This window comes from Microbacterium algeriense, assembly GCF_008868005.1.
GTDB classification, from domain to species: Bacteria; Actinomycetota; Actinomycetes; order Actinomycetales; family Microbacteriaceae; genus Microbacterium; species Microbacterium algeriense.
In genome coordinates this window covers 340656-360613 of the sequence record NZ_WAAO01000001.1, presented here as the reverse complement: position 1 = coordinate 360613, position 19958 = coordinate 340656, and the positions used below count along the sequence as shown (strand labels likewise).

Annotated in this window: 17 protein-coding genes; 11 read left to right on the top strand and 6 right to left on the bottom strand. The window is 70.2% G+C overall.

Features of this window, described 5'->3' with window-relative positions; genetic code table 11:
• Positions 1-13 precede the first annotated feature (13 nt).
• The gene (locus F6A08_RS01680) at positions 14-1714 is read right to left on the bottom strand and encodes an L-lactate permease (RefSeq protein ID WP_151458422.1); all 1701 of its coding nucleotides are present in this window, start codon (positions 1712-1714) and stop codon (positions 14-16) included.
• Positions 1715-1844: 130 nt separating this feature from the next.
• Here F6A08_RS01680 and F6A08_RS01675 point away from each other — a divergent pair, with 130 nt between their 5' ends.
• The 4 genes from F6A08_RS01675 (at position 1845) to F6A08_RS01660 (ending at position 5271) form a co-directional block, all read left to right on the top strand.
• A complete protein-coding gene (locus tag F6A08_RS01675) occupies positions 1845-2522 on the top strand; it encodes a response regulator transcription factor (RefSeq protein WP_124896709.1) in 678 nt (225 codons plus the stop codon).
• On the top strand, positions 2515-3831 hold the full coding sequence (locus tag F6A08_RS01670) for a sensor histidine kinase (RefSeq protein WP_225855698.1): 1317 nt from the start codon (positions 2515-2517) through the stop codon (positions 3829-3831). Before F6A08_RS01675 ends, F6A08_RS01670 begins: the two co-directional genes overlap by 8 nt.
• 251 nt (positions 3832-4082) lie before the next feature.
• Positions 4083-4931 (top strand): hypothetical protein, encoded by an 849-nt coding sequence (locus F6A08_RS01665; RefSeq protein WP_225855697.1) that lies wholly within the window; start codon positions 4083-4085, stop codon positions 4929-4931.
• A 112-nt stretch (positions 4932-5043) separates the two neighbouring features.
• On the top strand, positions 5044-5271 hold the full coding sequence (locus F6A08_RS01660) for an RNA-binding S4 domain-containing protein (RefSeq protein ID WP_151458421.1): 228 nt from the start codon (positions 5044-5046) through the stop codon (positions 5269-5271).
• A 57-nt stretch (positions 5272-5328) separates the two neighbouring features.
• On the opposite strand, the gene F6A08_RS01655 is transcribed toward F6A08_RS01660, so the two are convergent.
• On the bottom strand, positions 5329-6891 hold the full coding sequence (locus tag F6A08_RS01655; RefSeq protein WP_151458420.1) for a sensor histidine kinase: 1563 nt from the start codon (positions 6889-6891) through the stop codon (positions 5329-5331).
• Positions 6892-7103: 212 nt separating this feature from the next.
• Between F6A08_RS01655 and F6A08_RS01650 the strand changes: the two genes are divergently transcribed.
• Positions 7104-8966 carry a thioester domain-containing protein gene (locus tag F6A08_RS01650; protein WP_151458419.1) on the top strand — a complete coding sequence of 621 codons (1863 nt, stop codon included), beginning with the start codon at positions 7104-7106 and terminating at the stop codon, positions 8964-8966.
• Here F6A08_RS01650 and F6A08_RS01645 read toward each other — a convergent pair.
• Positions 8948-9652, bottom strand: a complete 705-nt coding sequence (locus F6A08_RS01645) for a response regulator (RefSeq protein WP_124896713.1) — start codon at positions 9650-9652, stop codon at positions 8948-8950. The two genes, F6A08_RS01650 and F6A08_RS01645, sit on opposite strands and share 19 nt — an antisense overlap.
• A gap of 138 nt (positions 9653-9790) precedes the next feature.
• Here F6A08_RS01645 and F6A08_RS01640 point away from each other — a divergent pair, with 138 nt between their 5' ends.
• Complete coding sequence (locus F6A08_RS01640; RefSeq protein ID WP_151458418.1) at positions 9791-10771, top strand: alcohol dehydrogenase catalytic domain-containing protein; 981 nt, start codon at positions 9791-9793, stop codon at positions 10769-10771.
• A 60-nt stretch (positions 10772-10831) separates the two neighbouring features.
• On the opposite strand, the gene F6A08_RS01635 is transcribed toward F6A08_RS01640, so the two are convergent.
• Positions 10832-11281, bottom strand: coding sequence for a MarR family winged helix-turn-helix transcriptional regulator (locus F6A08_RS01635; RefSeq protein ID WP_017203785.1), 450 nt, complete (start codon positions 11279-11281; stop codon positions 10832-10834).
• 105 nt (positions 11282-11386) lie between these two features.
• Here F6A08_RS01635 and F6A08_RS01630 point away from each other — a divergent pair, with 105 nt between their 5' ends.
• Positions 11387-12577 (top strand): MFS transporter, encoded by a 1191-nt coding sequence (locus F6A08_RS01630; protein ID WP_017203786.1) that lies wholly within the window; start codon positions 11387-11389, stop codon positions 12575-12577.
• 29 nt (positions 12578-12606) lie between these two features.
• Positions 12607-13431, top strand: coding sequence for an aldo/keto reductase (locus tag F6A08_RS01625; protein ID WP_151458417.1), 825 nt, complete (start codon positions 12607-12609; stop codon positions 13429-13431).
• Between the two features lie 9 nt (positions 13432-13440).
• On the opposite strand, the gene F6A08_RS01620 is transcribed toward F6A08_RS01625, so the two are convergent.
• Positions 13441-14061: a class I SAM-dependent methyltransferase gene (locus tag F6A08_RS01620; protein ID WP_151458416.1), complete on the bottom strand. Its 621-nt coding sequence runs from the start codon at positions 14059-14061 to the stop codon at positions 13441-13443.
• A 130-nt stretch (positions 14062-14191) separates the two neighbouring features.
• Here F6A08_RS01620 and F6A08_RS01615 point away from each other — a divergent pair, with 130 nt between their 5' ends.
• Positions 14192-15169, top strand: a complete 978-nt coding sequence (locus tag F6A08_RS01615) for a DUF2332 domain-containing protein (RefSeq protein ID WP_151458415.1) — start codon at positions 14192-14194, stop codon at positions 15167-15169.
• A gap of 33 nt (positions 15170-15202) precedes the next feature.
• On the opposite strand, the gene dnaB is transcribed toward F6A08_RS01615, so the two are convergent.
• On the bottom strand, positions 15203-16576 hold the full coding sequence (dnaB, locus tag F6A08_RS01610; RefSeq protein WP_017203792.1) for a replicative DNA helicase: 1374 nt from the start codon (positions 16574-16576) through the stop codon (positions 15203-15205).
• Positions 16577-17104: 528 nt separating this feature from the next.
• On the opposite strand from dnaB, the gene F6A08_RS01605 reads away from it, so the two are divergent.
• Together F6A08_RS01605 and F6A08_RS17830 are read left to right on the top strand one after the other, a co-directional pair.
• Positions 17105-18115 carry a hypothetical protein gene (locus F6A08_RS01605; RefSeq protein WP_225855696.1) on the top strand — a complete coding sequence of 337 codons (1011 nt, stop codon included), beginning with the start codon at positions 17105-17107 and terminating at the stop codon, positions 18113-18115.
• A 101-nt stretch (positions 18116-18216) separates the two neighbouring features.
• Positions 18217-19923 (top strand): chaplin family protein, encoded by a 1707-nt coding sequence (locus tag F6A08_RS17830; protein ID WP_192576659.1) that lies wholly within the window; start codon positions 18217-18219, stop codon positions 19921-19923.
• Positions 19924-19958 lie beyond the last annotated feature (35 nt).

Sequence of the window (19958 nt, the reverse complement as noted above, 5' to 3'; positions counted from 1 at the left end):
CGGATCCCCCCGCCTAGACGGCAGGGATCATCCAGGCGAGAACTGTCGACTGGAGACAGACGAGACCCGTGAAGACGAGCAGGAGGCCCAGGCTCCACCAGAGCAGCTTCCGGAACAGCTCGCCTTCTTTCCCGACCATCCCGGCCGCCGCGGCGGCGACGGCGAGGTTCTGCGGCGACAGCATCTTGCCGAGCACCCCTGCCGACGAATTGGTCGCTGCCATGAGGACCGGGCTGAGCCCGGCCTTCTCAGCGGCGGTCACCTGCAGCATCCCGAACAGGGCATTTGACGACGTATCCGAGCCTGTGATCGCCACCCCGACCCAACCGATCGTCGGGGACAACAGCGCGAACAGGGCCCCCGTGGTGGCGAGGGCAGCGCCGAGACTCTGAGTCTGACCCGACAGATTCATGACGTATGCCAGCGCGAGGACGGTCATCACAGTGATGATCGTGAATCGCAACTGCCGCAGGGTCGCTCCATAGGCGGCGAGCGCGCCGCGAAACGACACGCGGTACACGCACGCGACGATCATCCCGGCGAGCAGGAGCAGGGTGCCGCCGTTTCCGACGATGTTCACGCTGAAGACGGTCGGCACGGGGGTCCCGGCAGAATCCGTGATGTCGAGCCCCGGCCAGGGGAGCGCCACCGTCGTCGCCCGGGACAGGAACTCCTTCACCGAGGGGACCTGCGAGACGGCGAAGATCGTGACGATCACGACGTACGGCAAGACCGCGTACCAGGTCAGACGAGTTCTCGACCACTCTGATCGATCGCCGGCGACGCCTCTCCCCGCCTTCGGCGTTGCCCCGAGCGTCGTCCGCTCGATGCTGACTTCTCCGCTCGATTCGTCTGCGGCTCCGCCCGCCGCCGAACCTGCCGCGCCGGACGAGTCGGAAGACGCCGGCTTCCAGAACCGAAGAACCACGAGGACGACGAGCAGGGTCACGATCGACGCGACGACGTCGGTGATCTCGACGGCGATGAAATTGGCGGTGACGAACTGCGAGATCGCGAAGGCGAGGCCCGCAACCACCGCCACCGCCCATGTCTCCTTCAGTCCGCGTATCCCATCGACGATGACGACCAGGATCAGGGGGACGAGCACTGCGAGAAAGGGCGTCTGGCGTCCGGCCATCTGGGACAGCGCGTGAGTGTCGATGCCCGTGACGCCGGCGAGGGCGATGATCGGTGCCGCCATCGCCCCGAACGCGACCGGCGCGGTGTTCGCGAGCAGCGACACGATCGCCGCCTTCAGCGGCTTCATCCCGGCCGCGATCAGCATGCCGACGGAGATCGCAACGGGCGCCCCGAAACCGGCGAGCGACTCGAGGAGAGCACCGAAGCAGAACGCGATCACGATGGCGAGAACCCGCTCGTCACGGCTGACCACCCGGATCCGCTCCCCGAGCACCGCGAACCAGCCGGTCTGGACGGTCAGCTGATACACCCAGAGCGCGTTGACGAGGATCCACAGGATCGGCACGATGCCGTACAGGGCCCCCTCCGCCATGCTACTCAGGGCCTGCAGCGGCGGCATCCGCCAGACGAAGATCGCCAGCGCAGCCGAGAGCACGAGCGCGACGAGGGATGCCGTCCATGCTCGAACTCGAGCCACGCCGAGCAAGGCGAACAGGACGGCCAGCGGCAGCGTGGCGACGACCGCGGAGAGGACGAGGGACCCGAAGACCGGGTCGGGGATCTGATGGAACAAAGGACTCCCCTTCGAGTCGGTGTGAGGTGGAGAGATCCCGCCGCAGTAACATGTTACCCGTCACCGCGGTGTCGACTTCCGCTGGACGTGCTTCAGCCCCGATTCAGCGTCGACCGGCCACACTGGAGGCATGCGGATCCTGGTGGTGGACGACGAGGTGCGCCTGGCCGAGGGGGTGCGCCGCGGACTCGAGGCGGAGGGATTCGCCGTCGACGTCGCACACAACGGCATCGACGGACTCTGGCGGGCCCGCGAGACGCGGTACGACGCGATCGTGCTCGACCTGATGATGCCCGGCATGAGCGGGTGGAAGGTCTGCGAGGCCCTGCGCGCGGAGGAGAACTGGACGCCGGTGCTCATGCTCACGGCGAAGGACGGCGAGTGGGACCAGGTCGAGGCTCTGGAATCCGGAGCCGACGACTACGTCACGAAGCCGTTCTCGTTCGCCATCCTGGTCGCGCGACTGCGGGCGCTGGTCCGCCGTGGAGCGGTCGCCCGCCCCGCGATCCTGGAAGCCGGCGACCTGCGGCTCGACCCGGCAGCGCATCGCGTCTGGCGGGGTGAGACGCCGATCGCCCTCACCGCGCGGGAGTTCTCCGTGCTCGAATACCTGATGCGTCATCGGGGTCAGGTGCTGTCGAAGCGTGCCCTCATCGAGGGCGTCTGGGACGACGACTTCGACGGCGATCCCAACATCGTCGAGGTCTACGTCGGGCACCTCCGCCGCAAGCTCGACAAACCCTTCGGACGTGAGGCGATCGAGACCGTGCGCGGCGCGGGCTACCGGCTGGCGGCCGACGGTGGCTAGGCGGATCTGGCGCTCGGTGCGCGGGCGGACCACGCTCGGCGCGACGGTGGTCGTCGCCGTCGCCCTGCTCGTGGGCGCGTTGTCCTTCTACGGGATCCTCAGCGCGAGCATCCACGGCGCCACGGAACGTGCGGCCGAGCAGCGTCTCGAGGAACTCGGCGAGCGCGCGGGCGGTCCCGGCGGAGGCCGCGGCATCGATGCCCTCGAGGACGAGATCCTGCAGGTCATCGCTCCGGACGGATCCGTCCGCGCCGCGAGCGAGGAGGCGCGCGACAAGCTCGGCTCGACGCCGCTGCCCGTGGACGACGATCCCCGGACGACGACCATCGACGGCGAGCGCGTGCTGGTCGTCTCGGAAGACCTGGACCGCGACGAGACGCTCGTGCTCGCGGTCTCCATGGAAGACGACGCGGAGACCCTCGCCACGGTCGCGACCCTGCTGGCGATCGCCCTCCCCCTGCTCCTGCTGCTCGTCGCCGCCACGACCTGGCTCGTGGTCGGGCGCGCCCTGCGCCCGGTGACCCGGATCCGCGAAGAGGTCGACGGCATCACCGCCGAGCGTCTGCACCAGCGCGTGCCCGTTCCGGAGACCGGGGACGAGATCGCGGCGCTCGCCACGACGATGAACGGGATGCTCGATCGGCTCGATGCGGCGGCCACGGCCCAACGGCGCTTCGTGTCGGATGCCTCGCACGAACTGCGCTCCCCGCTCGCGACCATCCGGCAGCACGCCGAGCTCGCTCAGGCGCACCCCGAGGTGACGAGCATCGGAGAGCTCGCCGAGATCGTGTCCGAGGAGGGGCTGCGCCTGCAGGGCATCGTCGAGTCCCTGCTGCTGCTCGCCCGCCTCGACGAAGGAGCGGGGACGCATGATGAAGCCGTGGATCTCGACGACATCGCTCTGAGCGAGGTACGGCGACTGCGAGCGGCCGGGTTCGAGGCCGACGGAACCGGGATCCACGCCGCCCAGGTGCACGCCGACCCCCGTCTGCTCGGCCAGCTGGTGCGCAACCTCGCGGACAACGCCGCCCGCCACAGCCGTGGCCGCGTCGCGATCGGCGTGACCCCGGCCGAGGGATACGTGTTCGTCACCGTCGAGGACGACGGACCAGGCGTGCCCGTCGAGGAGCGGGAGCGGATCTTCGAGCGCTTCGTGCGGCTCGACGAGGCCCGCAGTCGCGACGCCGGGGGCAGCGGACTGGGGCTCGCGATCGCCCGCGGCATCGCCGCCTCCGCCCGCGGCACCCTCGCCGTCGACGACTCCCGCTGGGGTGGCGCCCGCTTCATCCTGACCCTCCCCCTCCCCTGACGCGCCCCCTCCCGCCGTCCGCCGTCCGCCCGTCCGCCGTCCGCCCGTCCGGGCACAACTTCGGAGATTCGAGCCGACACGCCGTGGGTGAACCCCGATGCCGCGGCGTGTCGGCCGCACTCTCCGAAGTTGTGCGGGACGTCTCCGAAGTTGTGCCGCACGAGGGGTGGGGGTGCAGGCGGGGGGGGTTCCTGAAGGCGGGTTCAGGACGCTTCAGGGCGGGTTCAGCGGGCTTGGGAGACGATCGGGACATGGACGACAAGACACCTGCTTCCGACCAGAACCCCGAGACCCCGGCCGAGCCCGTAGCGGATGCTCCGACCGTCCCGGTTGCGCCGACCGCCGGTGCCGCGCAGCCCGCCCCGGACGCCGCACACCAGGGGCCACCCGCCCCTTCGGCACACGCCGAACCCGCGGCCGCGCCCGCTCCGGCGAAGCCCGGACGCAAGAAGGCGCTCCTGATCGGCGGCGGCATCGCTGCAGCAGTGGTGCTCGTCGGCGGCGGTGTCGCGGTGGGTGCGGCGATCGGCGACGAGTTCGGTGACGACGACCGGCCCTCGATGTCCGACGACCCGCGGCACGACGACCCGCGGCACGACGACGGTGACAGTCCCGGGTCTCGGGGCGATGACCGTGACGACCGCGGGAGCCGACCTTCGGATGGTCGCGGACCCGTGACCGGCATCGGCACCTCCTCCGCCGGGGAGCTGATCGAGATCGCGCAAGCGGCTCGGGGTGCCGCGGACGGCGAGGTCACCTCGATCGACGCGAAGCGCGACGGCACGTGGGAGGTGCAGCTGACGAACGCGGCCGGTGACGAGACCGAGGTGCGGGTCGACGAGGATCTCGCCACGGATGTCGTCTCGACGGATGCGGCGGATGGAGACGACACGGGCCCGGCGCTCACGCTGGACGATGAGACCATCCGCGCCCTGGTCGCGGCGGCACTGGCCGAGGCGGAGGGGATGATCACCGATCTGGATGTGGACGCCGACGAGGTGAGCCCCTACGACGCGTCGGTCCTCACCTCCGACAACCGCTCGATCGACATCGACTTCGACGCGGACTTCGCCGTCGTGGGGACCGACATCGACGACTGAGACACGGCCGGGCTCCTCGTCCGGACCACGCTCGCCGGACACGACACCGCCGCACGGACCCGAGTGCGGCGGTGTCGTCCGTGTCGGACGCGGAGGCGATTAGCATTCAAGGATGACGAACACGGATCCGATCGACGACATCTCCATCGGCGGTGAGGTGATCCGCCTCGGGCAGTTCCTCAAGTTCGCCGGCCTCCTCGACTCCGGCGGCGACGCCAAGGAGGTCATCATCGACGGGTATGTGACCGTCAACGGCGAGGTGGACCGCCGACGCGGACGCCAGTTGCACGACGGCGACCTCGTGTCCTTCGAAGGGCGCACGGCCCGCGTCCGCCCCTGAGCCGTCGGCGTCCCGAAGTGCACGGCTCGTCCGCCCGTCGACCGCGCAGCAGCCCGGTCAGGCCGGCGCGGAGCCGAGGGGCACCCGCCAGCGGACCCGCGTCCCTCCGCCCTCCCGCCGTCGCACCTCGAACGTGCCGCCGTGTCGGAGGGCGCGCTCTTCGAGGTTGCTGATCCCGCTGCGTCGCGCGTTCGCCCGGATGCCGACCCCGTCGTCTTCCAGCACGACCGTCGCGGCCGCGTCATCCACCTCGATCGTCACCTCGCTCCACCGCGACCGGGCGTGCCGGAGGATGTTCGCGGCTCCCTCTCGTACAACAGCGAGAATGTCGTCGATGATCGCCGGCGGCAACGCCCGGTTCGGAGGAACGGCGAACACGACGCGGGGAGCCGTCCCCGCCGACGCGGCCAGGTCGGCCAGCTCCTGCACCACACTGTCGCGCACATCACGAGGCGCTCCGGATGCAACTCCGGTCGCCAGCTCCGACACGGCGGCCCGCAGGTCGCCGATGGCGGCATCGATCTGATTCGTCTGGACCTCGATCGCATCGTCCACCAGGGGGTTCGCCGAACCGATCGCCTGCAGCCCCAGTCCGGTGACGAACAGCCGCTGGATGACGGTGTCATGCAGGTCTCTGGCGATACGGCTGCGCTCCTCGGCCACCGCGGTGTCGACCGCGCGCCACGACGCCCGCTCCCGCACCCGTCCGATGACCTCGGCTGCGGCGGCGGCGAAGCTGGTGACGCTGTCGAGTTCGGCGTGCGAGAAGAGCGGGCCGCGGAGGTCGCGTCCCAGATGGATCACACCGAGCGCCCGCCCCCGGTCCATCAAGGGGATCGCCGCCACGTGCCCGAGGCGCAGCGCGCCGGACGAGGTGGGGAACTCATGGGGCCCGACGGCCACGGCGACGAGGCCCGACGCCAACGCGCGCCCCGCCAGAGTGCCCTCGGACTCGTACACGACACCGAGCAGCTCGTTCGCATGCCGCCCGACGGCGCCCCGCACGATCAGCCCGCCGTCCCCCTCGGGACAGACGATGCTCACGAACGTCGCGGGCACGATGCTGGCCGCGCTGCGAGCGGCGACCCCGAAGATCTCGTCATCGTCCGCGCTGATCATCGGCGTGATCAGCATGTTCAGCGCCGTCGCGGCGCGCGCGTCTCGCAGGGCCTGTCCGTGACGCACCGCGTTCTGCCACGCGATCCCCGCCGTGGCTGCGAAGGCGTCAGCGACATCGAGGTCCTCCGCCGTGAAACGACCCGCGGTCGGGCCGATGAACGAGAGCACGCCGTGGATCTCCCCTCCGGCGCGGATGTCGCGATGCAGCTGCGTGCCGCCCACCAGCCCCGGCGCGTCCGTCGCGACACGGTCCCCGATGGCCGCCGCGCCTGACGGCGCAGGGTCTGCGGGTTCGACTCCTTCATCCCCCGCTCGGATGACGCGTTCGATGCGACCGTGGCCGTCGACCACGCTCAAGACGGCGAGCCGGCACCGGAGCAACCCTGAGCCGGCCGTGACCACGCGCGTCAGCAGCTTCTCGAGATCGAGCTCTCCGAGGAGCCCCTCGGCCGCCGCGTGCAATCGCGCGACATCGTCCCCGCTGTATCTGCGTTTTTCCACTGCACCCTCCTCTGCGCCGCGTCGATCCGTGATCGACCGGGCATGTGTCGTACGCCTCCTGCTCTCTCTCCCCCGATACGCCGATGCTACCCACCCGTGCGGAACCCCCGACGGTCCGTCGATCGCATGTCCCGGGCCGAACGACCCTGCCACCGGCACGCACGCTGGCTAGTTTCGCTTCCACCGCCGACCGGTTCGAGAAAGCAGGAGACGTGAACATCGACACGAAGACCAACCTCCCCCGCCGTCGCCGCGCGTGGGCGGGGCTGCTGATCATCGCGACCATCGCGGTTGCGCTCCTCTCGGCGCCGCTGACGCCCGCGAGCGCCGTGGTGACGCCGGAGACCCCGGCCATCGATCCAGCCACCGGGCCCGACACGGAGATCAGCCTCGTCCGAACGGGTTCCGGATCGACGATCCAGGGCTTCGAGCCCACGGATCCGACGACCATTCAGGACCCGACGACGCCGTATCCCGCGGCCGATCCCACCTCCGGGTATCAACCGCTCTCGAACTTCGCTGGAACGATCATCACCGCGAGCATCTCGAACCCGGCTCTCACGGCGGAGATGTACTGCATCAACCTCCGCGTCCCCACGTACGGGGGCATCGGATACGAGTCGGGCACATGGGACGAATCGGCCGTGCCGAACATCGGCTACGTCACGTACATCCTGAACGCGTACTACCCGACGACCGGCGAACCGGCCGGGCTGTCGGTCAATCAGCGCGCGGCGGCCGTGCAGGCCGCGATCTGGTACTTCACCGACGGCTACGTGGTTTCCTCGACGTCCTCCGCCATCCGGACTGCGGCCGCGTCGATCGTGGCAGCCGCGCAGGCGAACGGCCCCGTCGCCGAGCCGCCTGCGCCGGACGTCACCATCACGCCTCTCGCGTCGTCCGCTCCCGTCGGAGAGGTCGCCGGTCCTTTCGTCGTCGACGCCGAGAACGCCGCCCAGGTGACCGTCTCCGTGCCGGCCGGCGCCGAGATGTTCGCGGACGAGACGGCGACCACGCCGCTGGCCAATCCCAGTGTCGTCGCGGCCGGGACGGCGGTCTGGGTGCGGTCGGTGGGGACCGCCGCATCCGAGACCGTCCTCCGCGCCCGCGCCGTCGTCACGGTGCAACGCGGGGAGGTCTATCTCTACGACGGATACACCCCCGGGCTCGAGGATGCGCAGCGGCTCATCCTCGCGAACACGACGGAGCTGGACGGAACGGCTCAGGCGACCGCATCGTTCTTCGCCGTCGGCGCGCTCACGGTGGGCAAGGTGTTCACGGGCGAGGCGGCGGGCGACCAGGGGGCTGGCCAGCTCGCCATCGACTGCGGCGACGGCTACACGTTCGTCCAGGAGGTGCCGGCGGGGGCGACCGCGGAGACCACCTTCACGTTCCCCGGCATCCCCGTCGGTCGAACGTGCGTCGTCACCGAACCCGTGACAGGCGCGAGCACGACCGTGGATGTGACCTCCGATGTGCCGCAGCAGGCGGTGGTGACAGATGAGGGCGCTGCGCTCACCGTCACCAACACGGTCTCGTACCGTCCGGGGTCACTATCCGTGGTCAAGCAGATCGCCGGTGCCGCCGCGGGACGACAGGGCGAGATCGTCGTGGAGGTGGACTGCGGAGAGGCGCTCGCGGAGACCTTCGCGATCCCGGCCGAGACGCCGGCCGGCAGCTCCGTGCAGACCTTCTCCGATCTTCCGGCCGGGACCGTCTGCACCGTCTCGGAGACGACGGACGGCAGCTCCGCATCGGTCGTGGTCACTCCCGCCGACCCGGTCACCGTGGAGATCCCGGCCGGCGGGGTGGCCGAGGCGCTCCTCGTCAACACCGTCACTGCGCGCCCGACGCCGACCCCGACGCCCACACCCACGCCAACGCCGGTGGTTCCGGGCGGTGGCGGAGCCCAGGGCCCGGGGGGACTCGCGGTCACGGGCGGTTCCGCGGACGGAACCCTCCTCGGCGTCGCTGCGCTCCTGATCGCACTCGGCATCGCGCTGCGCCTGGGGAGGCGTGCCGCGCAGGCCCGGCGGACGGCGGCGACGGTCGCAGGTCAGGACTCGAAGCGATGACCGGACGACTCGTGATACCGCCACTCGGCACGGAGAACGGCCGCCTGCGTGCGTCGCTCGACACCGAGCTTCTCCAGCAGGCCGGACACGTAGTTCTTCACGGTCTTCTCCGCCAGTCCGAGCCGCACCCCGATCTGCTTGTTGGTGAGACCTTCACCGATGAGATCGAGGATCTGCCGCTGGCGCAAGCCGAGCGATCCGAGGCGAGGGTCCTGGTTTCGCAGCACGCGGTCGGGGCTCTGATTCGCTCGGCGCACAGGCAGAGGTCGGCCGTTCGCGACCGCGCGGACATCCGCCACGAGATCGAAGGCTCCCACCTCCTTCAGGACATAGCCTGCCGCACCGGCGAGCACGGCGCTGAGCAGCGCCGCCTCATCGTCGTATGCCGTGAAGATCAGACACTGGATGTCGGGATCCGCGGATCGCACCTGGCGGCAGAGCTCGACGCCGTTCCCATCCGGAAGCCGGACGTCGATCACGACGACATCCGGGCGCGTGCCGCGGATGCCGCGCACGGCGCTGTGGAAGCCGTCCGCCTCGCCGACCACGCTCATGTCGGCCTCCGCATGGAGGATCTCGGCGACCCCGCGACGAACCACTTCGTGATCGTCCACGAGGAAGACGCGAATCGGTCTCTGCGCAGGCGTCGCCGCCGACGCTTCCCGTCCGGCATCGTCGATCGTCACGGTACCCCCCTTCGGTGCGCGCCAGCGCCGCCGATCCGCTCAGGCTATCGAGGCGCGCTCTTCCATTCCAGCGCATGCAGATGACCCCCTCCGGGACCTAGGTCCCCTCGCTCACCGCCCCGCGACGAAAGGAGCGCCATGAAGGCTCTGGTCTTTCGCGGTGCCGGAGACGTGAGATGGGATGACGTCCCCGTTCCGATCGTCCGTCGCCCGACGGACGCGATCGTGCGGATGTCGGCGACGACGGTCAGCGCGATGGACCTCGAGATCAGAGCCGGGACTCTCCCCGAGGTGCGCCAGGGCCGGATCCTCGGGCATGAAGGCGTGGGAGTGGTCTGGCGCACGGGCAGCGGCGTCTCACGGCTGCGCGTCGGTGATCGGGTGGTGGTGTCCGCGGTGAGCGCATGCGGGGTGTGCGCGCACTGCCGGGTCGGCATGCGTCATCACTGCCTCGATCCGGAGGGCGGGCGCGGAAGCGGGTGGATCCTCGGGTATTCGATCGACGGAACGCACGCGGAGTACACGCGGGTGCCGTTCGCCGACCAGTCCGCCCTCTCGGTTCCCCGGGGAGTGGCGGATGCGGGGGCCCTGCTCGTCTCGGAGGTGCTGCCGACCGCCTATGAGGCAGCGGTGCAGCGCAGCGGTCTGCGCAGCGGCGAGTCCGTCGCGATCATCGGCGCGGGGCCGGTCGCCGCCGCCGCTGTCGCCGCTGTCAGACTCGCGCACCCTGCCAGGACGGTCGGCATCGACGAAGACCTCGCATCGACGGAAGAGGAGTTCGACGCGGTCATCGACACGACGGGGAGCGGTGCGTCGCTCCGCCTCGCGGCGCACATCGTCCGCGTCCGCGGTCGCGTGGTGACGCTGGGCGTGCACGCCCCTGCATCCCGCGACGACCTGCAGATCTTCCGGGAACGCCGGATCGGGCTCGCGCTGAGCGCGACGGCGGCCTCCTCCTCGAGGCTCCTGCTGCGGCTGCTGGACGAGAGGAAGCTGTCCGTCGGACACCTGATTACGCAGGAGGTGGGTTTCGATCAGATGCTCTCCGCTTTCGCCCTGTCCTCCGGCGCCCGGGCGAACGGCACGCTCAAGGTGCTGGTGCGCGTCGCGGCCGACTGAGCGGGCGGATGCCGTCCCGGGATGACGACCGCGCGCGCCGTGCGCGTCCGCGGGTGCTGGTCAAGCGAGGGCGGTGCTCCCCTGCAGAGCGTGCACGACGGGAGCGAGTTCGGGCTGCTCGACCGCGTCACCGAGTGCGCGCTCCAGCGTCTCGTCGTGGATCGGGTGCGCCCGCTCGTACAGGGCCCGACCGGCCGGCGTCAGCTCGGTGTAGATGCCGCGGCGATCGTCGGCGCAGAGGATCCGCGTCAGCAGTCCTCGGTCTTCGAGGCGCGTCACGAGCCGCGTGGTGGCACTCGGGCTGAGAGCGGTCGCTCGGGCGAGCTGCTGCATCCGCATGTGCCAGCCGTCCTGCCTGCTGAGCGCGTCGAGCACGGTGTACTCCACCACGGAGAGCTCGACGGAGGCGGCGAGCGCGCGCTCCAATTCGGTTTCGATGATGCCGTGCAGGGCGGCGAGCGTGCGCCAGCCGCGCGCCCGGATCTCGACGGCGTCGTCTGAGATTCCCATGGTGCCTCCGAAGTAGTTGTTTGCGCGGAATAGTTGCGTGTGCAATCATTAATCCCCGTGACGCAAAATCCCGCGTCTGCAACTACTTTAGCAGAGAGCACCCCTATGCCCCTCGGACTCATCGCACTCGCCATCGGCGCCTTCGGGATCGGACTCACGGAGTTCGTCATCATGGGCCTCCTCCCCGATGTCGCCACCGACTTCGCCGTCTCCGAAGCGACCGCCGGCTGGCTCATCTCCGGCTATGCGCTCAGCGTCGTCGTGGGCGCGCTCGGGCTGACCGCAGCCACCACGCGCCTGCCGCGCAAGCCCGTGCTCCTCGGCCTCGTCGTCCTGTTCATCGCCGGGAACGCGCTGACCGCGCTCGCCCCGGACTACACGACCGCCATGATCGGCCGTGTGATCGCCGCCCTGTGCCACGGAGCGTTCTTCGGCATCGGCTCCGTCGTCGCTGCGGATCTCGTCGCGCCGGAGAAGAAGGCCAGGGCCATCGCCATCATGTTCACGGGCCTGACGGCGGCGAACGTCTTCGGCGTGCCCTTCGGCACCTTCGTCGGTCAGCAGTTCGGATGGCGGGCCACATTCTGGGCGATCTCGGTCATCGGCGTCATCGCCTTCGCAGGGATCGCCGCGCTCGTCACAGTGCCGCGCACCGACGGGGACCGCGTGAGCCTGCGTCACGAACTCGGCGCCTTCCGCTCCGGCCAGGTGTGGCTCTCGCTGACCGTCACCGTTCTCGCGTACGGAGGCATGTTCGGCGCCTTCACCTACATCGCCTACACGCTCACCGGCGTCACCGGGTTCGCGGCATCCACCGTTCCGTGGCTGCTCGTGCTGTTCGGCGTCGGTCTCGTGGCCGGGAACTTCGCGGGCGGGCGCCTGGCCGACCGCTCGATCGATCGCACCCTGATCGGATTCACGTCCGCGCTCCTGCTGATCCTCATCGCCTTCGGTCTGCTGGCGTGGTCGCAGCCCGCGACGATCGCGATCCTGGTCCTGCTCGGCGCTTTCGGCTTCGGCACGGTGCCCGGGCTGCAGAGCCGCATCATGCAGTACGCCGGCGGAGCTCCCACGCTCGCGTCCGGCGCCAACATCGGCGCATTTAACGTCGGCAATGCGCTGGGCGCCTGGGCCGGCGGGCTCGGCATCGCGGCCGGCCTCGGCTACACCTCCCCCATCTGGATCGGCGCCGCGATCACGGCCGTCGGCCTCGTCGTCCTGCTCATCGCCGCGGCGACCGCGCGTCCGCGCGCGACCGGCACCAACACGGCGACGCTGCGCACCGCCGCGGCCTGAACACCCGTCCCCACAGGAAGAAGAAGAGAATGACCATTCCCACCATCACCCTGAACAACGGCGTCGAGATGCCGCAGCTCGGCTTCGGCGTGTTCCAGGTGCCCGACGCCGAGACCACCGCCGCTGTGGCGGCCGCGCTCGAGGCCGGCTACCGCAGCATCGACACAGCCGCCGTCTACGGCAACGAGGCCGGCGTCGGACGCGCGATCGCCGAGTCGGGCATCGCCCGCGACGACCTCTTCATCACGTCGAAGGTCTGGATCAGCGACCACGGCTACGACCCCACGCTGCGCGCCTACGACCAGGCGCTCGATCGTCTGGGGCTCGACCACCTCGACCTGTACCTGGTCCACTGGCCGACGCCCGCCGCCGGCACCTACGCCGAGACCTGGCGGGCACTCGAGAAGCTGTACGAGGACGGCAGGGTGCGGGCCATCGGCGTCTCGAACTTCGAGCCGGCGCACCTCGAGCGGATCTCGACCGACAGGGGCATCGTCCCGGCGGTGAACCAGGTCGAGCTCCACCCCGCACTGCAGAACCGGGCGGTGGTCGAGGCGAACTCCGCCCGGGGCATCGCGACCGAGGCATGGAGCCCTCTCGCGCAGGGCGCCGTGCTCGGCGACGCACCCGTCGTCGAGATCGCCGAACGGCACGCGAAGACCCCGGCGCAGGTCGTGCTCCGCTGGCACCTGCAGCAGGGCCGTATCGTGATCCCCAAGTCCGTGACGCCGGCGCGCATCGCGGAGAACCTCGACGTGTTCGACTTCGTCCTCACCGACGACGAGCTGAGCGCGATCGACGCGCTGGAGCGAGACGGGCGCACCGGCCCGCATCCTGCCGAGTTCAACGGCTGAGCTGCGGCGTCACACCGCGACAGCGCTGAGCGACGCGTGCGGACGCCTGCCGTCCTGTACGCGGGCATCGCTGTCCACCACGGCGAAGCCCTCACGCTCCAGCAGGCGTGCCATGCCGTCGACCGACCAGTAGTACGCCGTCGTCACCGCATGCGGGAACGGTTCCCCGTCGGGCCCGTCGAAGAATCCGACGAGCAGCTCGCCGCCCTCCTTCAGCCCCCGCCGGATCGCGCGGAGGAGCACCGGAAGCTCCTCCGCGTCCGCGTGGATCAAGGAGTACCAGGCGAGCACGCCGCCGAGCGATGCCTCGGCGATGACCGGATCGGACAGGCTCCCCACCCGATAGGAGAGGTGCGGGTGACGTCGGATGGCGACCTCGACGAACTCCGGGACCAGGTCGACGCCCTCGACCTCATGGCCCCGATCCGCCAGGAACGCCGTCCAGTGCCCCGGCCCGCAGCCCGCGTCGAGGATCGGACCGCGGATCCTCTGCGCCCAGGACGCGATGCGGTCCCGGTCGACGGCATCCATCTGCGCGACCTCGCCGAAGAGCGCCGTGTACTCGTCCGCTCGGGCGGAGTAGCTCTCGCGTACGCGCCGTGTGGACTGCGGGCTCTCGTTCGCGGTCATCACTCCTCGTTCCGGGCTCGTCCGCCATTCTCGATGAGATCATGACAACAGGCTGTCGTCTGCCCGACGCACGGGCGGTGCGTGCTTCACTGCATCTGAAGTCGGCCCGGGCGGAGGTAGTGTCGCGGGCATGACGCACGGGATCGCTGACGGCTACCGTCGGTTCGCCGAGTCCGAGGCTGCCGGAGTCTCGCAGACCTACTTCGACTGGGCGATGGGAGTCGCAGAGGACCAGGCGGTCCTCGGCCTGATCGGCGCTCTCCCGATGTTCAAGCGGCAGCCGAATCTCGTGTTCGCCGCGGCCCGCTTCGTCGGAGCGCCGGTGGGCGGATACGCCGAGTTCCGCGACTGGCTGATCGAGCACTGGGAGGTGGTCGTTCCGGTGATCATGTCCCGCTCGACCCAGACGAACGAGGCGGCGCGCTGCGCCGTGCTCCTCCCCCTGCTGGCGGAACTCGACGAGCCGCTCGCCCTCATCGAGGCCGGAGCCTCCGCCGGCTTGGTCCTCTACCCCGACCGCTACAGCTACCGCTACACGGTTGATGGCGGACCCACCGCCGTCCTCCACCCCGCGGACGGACCGAGCCTCGTCGAGATCCCCTGCACGATCGACGCTCCCAGTCTGCCGACGTCCATCCCGCGGATCGCGTGGCGAGCGGGCGCGGATCTGAACCCGATCGACGTGGCGGATGCGGACCAGCTCGCCTGGCTCGAGACGCTCGTGTGGCCGGAGCATGCCGAGCGACGCGAGCGCCTCCACCGCGCGGCCGAGATCGTCGCGAGCGACCCGCCGCAACTGGTGGCCGGCGACATCATCGACAGGATCCCCGAACTCGTCGCGCAGGCACCGGCCGATTGCCGCGTCGTGGTGTTCCACAGCGCCGTTCTCGTCTACCTGACGGAGGAACGCCGAAACGTGTTCGTCGACCTGATGCGTTCGATGGACGACGTCACGTGGATCAGCAACGAAGGCGCCGGTGTCCTCCCGTTCATCACCGAGAAGGTCGATGCGGAGACGCGGGGCCGGACGATCCTCGCCCGAGACGGGGAGCCGATCGCCCTCGTCGGCCCGCACGGCCAGAGCTTCCGGCGGCTGCGGACCCGCTGACGCCTGTCCCTTCCCACGGCGTCGGAGCCTGCGTCAGTGGAAGTCGCCGCCCGGGGCCATGTCGGCGAAACGCGAGTAGTGCCCCTGGAACGCGACCGTGATCGTGGCCGTCGGACCGTTACGGTGCTTCGCGACGATGAGGTCGGCCTCGCCCGGACGCACGTCCTTGTCGTAGACCGAGTCGCGGTGCAGCAGGATCACCATGTCGGCGTCCTGCTCGATCGAGCCGGACTCTCGCAGGTCGCTGATCGCGGGCTTCTTGTCCTGACGCTGCTCCGGACCACGGTTCAGCTGCGACAGCGCGATGACCGGAACCTGAAGCTCCTTCGCGATGAGCTTGAGGCTTCGCGAGAACTCCGAGACCTCCTGCTGACGGGACTCGACGCGCTTGCCCGAGGTCATCAGCTGCAGGTAGTCGATGATGACCATGCGGAGTCCGGCACGCTGCTTGAGCCGACGGCACTTCGCGCGGATCTCGACGAGGGTCATGTTGGGGCTGTCGTCGATGTACAGCGGGGCGTCGTTGATACGACCGCGGGTCGCGGCGACCGTCGTCCAGTCCCGGGGGTCGAGGGTTCCCTTGCGCATGTTCTGCAGCGGGATGGCGCCCTCGGCGCTGAGCAGTCGCATCGCGATCTCGCTCTTGCCCATCTCGAGGGAGAAGAAGATCGAGGGGAAGTCGTGGCCGATGGAGGCGGCGCGCGCGAAGTCGAGGGCGAGCGTCGACTTACCCATCGCCGGTCGTGCGGCGACGACGATCATCTGTCCGCCGTGCAAGCCGTTGGTCAGCTCGTCGAGCTCCTTGAATCCGGTCGGGATGCCCGTCATCGAGCCGTCGCGGCCGTTGGCGGCCTCGATCTCCTCGATCGCCGCATCCACCGCGGTGGTGAGCGGGACGTAGTCCTCAGCGGTCTCGGTTCCGGTGACCGAGTAGATCTCGGCCTGGGCGTTGTTGACGATGTCGGTCGCGTCGCCCTCACCCGCATACCCGAGCTGCACGATGCGGGTGCCCGCGTCGACCAGGCGGCGCAGGATCGCGCGCTCCGAGACGATGCCCGCGTAGTAGCCGGCGTTGGCGGCGGTCGGCACGATCGAGGTCAGCGTGTGCAGGTAGTCGGCACCACCGGCGCGGCCCAGCTCGCCGGTCTTGATGAGCTCATCCGTGACCGCGACGACGTCGGTCGGCTCACCGTGGGAGTAGAGCGAGAGAATCGCCTCGAAGATCAGCTCGTGCTTCGGGATGTAGAAGTCGGCGCCCTTGAGCGTCTCGATCACGTCGGCGACGGCGTCCTTCGACAGGAGCATTCCACCCAGTGCGCTCTGCTCCGCCAGGAGGTCGTGCGGAGGGGTTCGCTCGGGCTTGCGCTGCCCTCCGAGGCGCTCCTCTGAGATGTCGGCGATCGACACAGTGTTCCCTTCGATGCGACGTTTCCGATGCGATGTTCTGATGAGGCGCTTCTGCGGCGAGTCCGTGCGGCTCTCGGCCCTCACGGCACCCGACCAGCGAAACAGCTGCCTCCGACATTCGGTCGCTCGCCCACGCTACGAGCGACTCTTTCCCCATGCAACACGGCCTGTGGATAACCATGTGGAGAGCGTGCGGAGAAAGTCGGAGTGTCTGTGCAGAACGGGTGTGGATAACCCGGTGGAGGGATGTGTTCGGCAACTTTTTTATGCCACTTGAACAGGGACAAATCGTTTCCCCAGGCTGTGGATGAGAATCAGTTTAAATCGGGGATTGAAGGTTGCCTCCTCACCTGAGGACATGTGTAGAACTTGGGGAAAGTCAAGCCGGAATCCGCCCGGGCGCGTCACACCCGGACATCCCCGGAATCACGCGGAAACCCCCTAGACAGAACTCGCCCCCGCGAGTATCGTCACCCGCAATCGACGCACCTGCGTCGAAGTCCGTTGCCTTCGGAGGGGGAGGTCGACGTGGACGTTCCGGCCACCCGACGCGGCGTACCCGCCGTCGTCATCTGGGGTGCCCTGGGCGCGCTCGTCTGGGCCGTGCTCACCGTCCTCCTCGGCGGCGGATCCGCGCACGCGGACGAAGAGGCCGACGGCCCTCTCGACGGTGTCACCTCGCTCGTGAGCTCCACCGTCTCCGCGGTCACCGCCCCCGTGAAGCCCGTCGTGACGCAGGTCGTCGCGCCGGTCGTCACGCAGGTGGTCGCCCCGGTCCAACAGGCTGCGCCGGCCGTCGTGTCGACCGTCACGGAGACCGTCGCCGAGACACCCGTCGTCGGTCCTGTCGCCGCACCCGTCGTGCACGCGGTCGCCGAGACGGCGGAGGCGGTGGTCGCTCCCGTGACGGAGGCGCTCTCCGACTCCCCGGTCTCGCACATCACCGACCCGGTCCTCGGGGCCGTCTCCGACATCCCCGTGGTAGGCGACCTCGTGACCGATCTCGGCGTCGTCGGCGCTGTGGACGACGTCGTGGGCGTGGTCGATGACACGACCGCACTGCTCGGAGACGTGACGGATGCGACCGTGCCGCCCGTGCTCGAAGCCATCGACCCCCTCACCCCGGGATCCGGCGAGATGCCCGTCGGCGTCGACGAACCCGCCGTGACGGAGACGGATATCGCGCAGACCGCCGTGATGGCGACTCCTGCGGTGGCGGGCACGCACGACCAGGCCCTCCGGCCGAGAGACCCCGCGCCCGCCTCGGCCGCGCCCGTCAACGCCACGTTCCCCGAAGGATCGGTGCCGGCAGACGACGACGCCAGCGCGCCCTCCGAGGCGCCGTCCGGGAGTCTGCCCGGAGCCCCTGCCCCCGTGACCCCCTCCTCCGCCGGTTCCGGCTCAGGAGCGGGCGCCGCCCACGCGCGCGTCAGCGACGTGGAACCTTCTCCGCTCCGTGCTGGCGAGCGGACTCCCGGCGCAGCCGACGACGCTCTTCCCGCGTCGCGGATCGCCGACACCGACGTCTCTCCTGACTGACGGACCGTCACGTCGTCCCTCGCGGACGACAGATGCCGTGCTGCGCGCGCACTCCCATCGCGCGCACCCATCAGACGATCCACTCAGTCAGGAGAAGCATCATGCGCACTTATCTGAAGCGCGCCCTGTGGGGCACGCTCATCGCCGGGGGCATCACCCTCCTCGGCGCCACGGCCGCGAACGCGGCTGAGACCAGCGGAGACGACGGACTGCTCTCCGGCACCCAGGTGGAGGCGCCCATCTCGGCGCCGATCTCGGTGCTGGGCAACGCCGTCTCCGTGCTGGACGACGCCGTCAGCTCGGCTCCCGCTCCCGCCCCTGCGCCGGCTCCCGCTCCGGCCCCGGCACCCGCCCCGGCACCCGCCCCGGCACCCGCCGCGGAGACCAGCGGGTCGTCGGGAACGGCATCCGGCACTCAGGCGGTCGTCACCGTGAACCTGCCCGTCACCGTGACGGACAACGCGGTGAGTCTCACCGACACCTCTTCGACCAGCGCCCCGGCTCCCACACCCCAGAACTCGGCTCCCCAGGCCGAGTCTCCCGCCGGGGCGCCTCTCGTGACCACGAACGGCGTGGATGGCGTGCTCTCGGGCACCCAGGCGCTGCTCGAGGTCGATGCGCCCGTGACCGTCACGGGCAACGCCGTGTCGGTGCTCGGCGACGCCGATCGCACCGACACGGCCGCGCAGGGAGCCGCAGCACCGGCCTCCTCCGCACCGGCAGAGCCCTCCACCTCCGGTGCGGACGGCATCGGCAGCGGCACCCAGGCCGTCGCTCCGGTCGCGGCGCCGATCACGGTGTCCGGGAACGCGATCTCGCTGCTCGGCGACGCCGACTCGGCGAACTCGGATTCCGCGGCGCCTTCTGGTTCCGCGGCTCCCGCCCCTTCGGCGGGCACATCCGGTGACGACGCCATCCTCGGCGGCACCCAGGCCGTCGCTCCGGTGACCGCCCCCGTGACGGTGTCCGGGAACGCGATCTCGCTGCTCGGCGACACGTCGACCACGGGATCGGGCACCGGGACCGGAACCGCACCCGCCCCGGCCACTGGCGGCAACACCACCACCGGAGACGACAGCACCCTCGGCGGCACCCAGATCACCGCACCCGTCACCGCCCCCATCGGCGTGACCGGCAACGCGATCTCCGCCCTCGACGACGCCACCGTCACCAGCACCGGAACCGGAACCACCCCCGCCCCGACCACCGGCGGCAACACCACCATCGGAGACGACAGCACCCTCGGCGGCACCCAGATCACCGCACCCGTCACCGCCCCCATCGGCGTGACCGGCAACGCGATCTCCGCCCTCGACGACGCCACCGTCACCAACACCGGAACCAGCACCGGGACCACCCCCGCCCCCACCACCGGCGGCAACACCACCACCGGAGACGACAGCACCCTCGGCGGCACCCAGCTGGGCCTGCCGATCAGTCTGCCTGTCACCGTCGGCGGCAATGCGATCTCGGTGATCGGCGAGGCCACGGTGACGGACCCCGGCACCACCCCGGGAACCGACCCCGGCACGGACCCCGGCACCGACCCCGGGACGAACCCCGGCTCCGACCCCGGCACGGAGCCCGGCACCGACCCCGGGACGAACCCCGGCACCGGCCCGGGAGCCGTCACGGTCCCCGGGGTCTCGACCGGAGCTGCCGTCACCGCCTCGGGCTCTGCGGTCACCGGCGCCGTCGCCGGCCTGGCCATGACGGGCGGAGAATCCTCCGTCGGCCTGGTCGCCCTGGCGACGATGCTGCTCCTCCTCGGAGGTGCCGGACTCCTGCGACGCCGTCTGGCGGCGTAGCGACAGGCGCCGGCGGTGCGGTCGTCCTCGGGGGA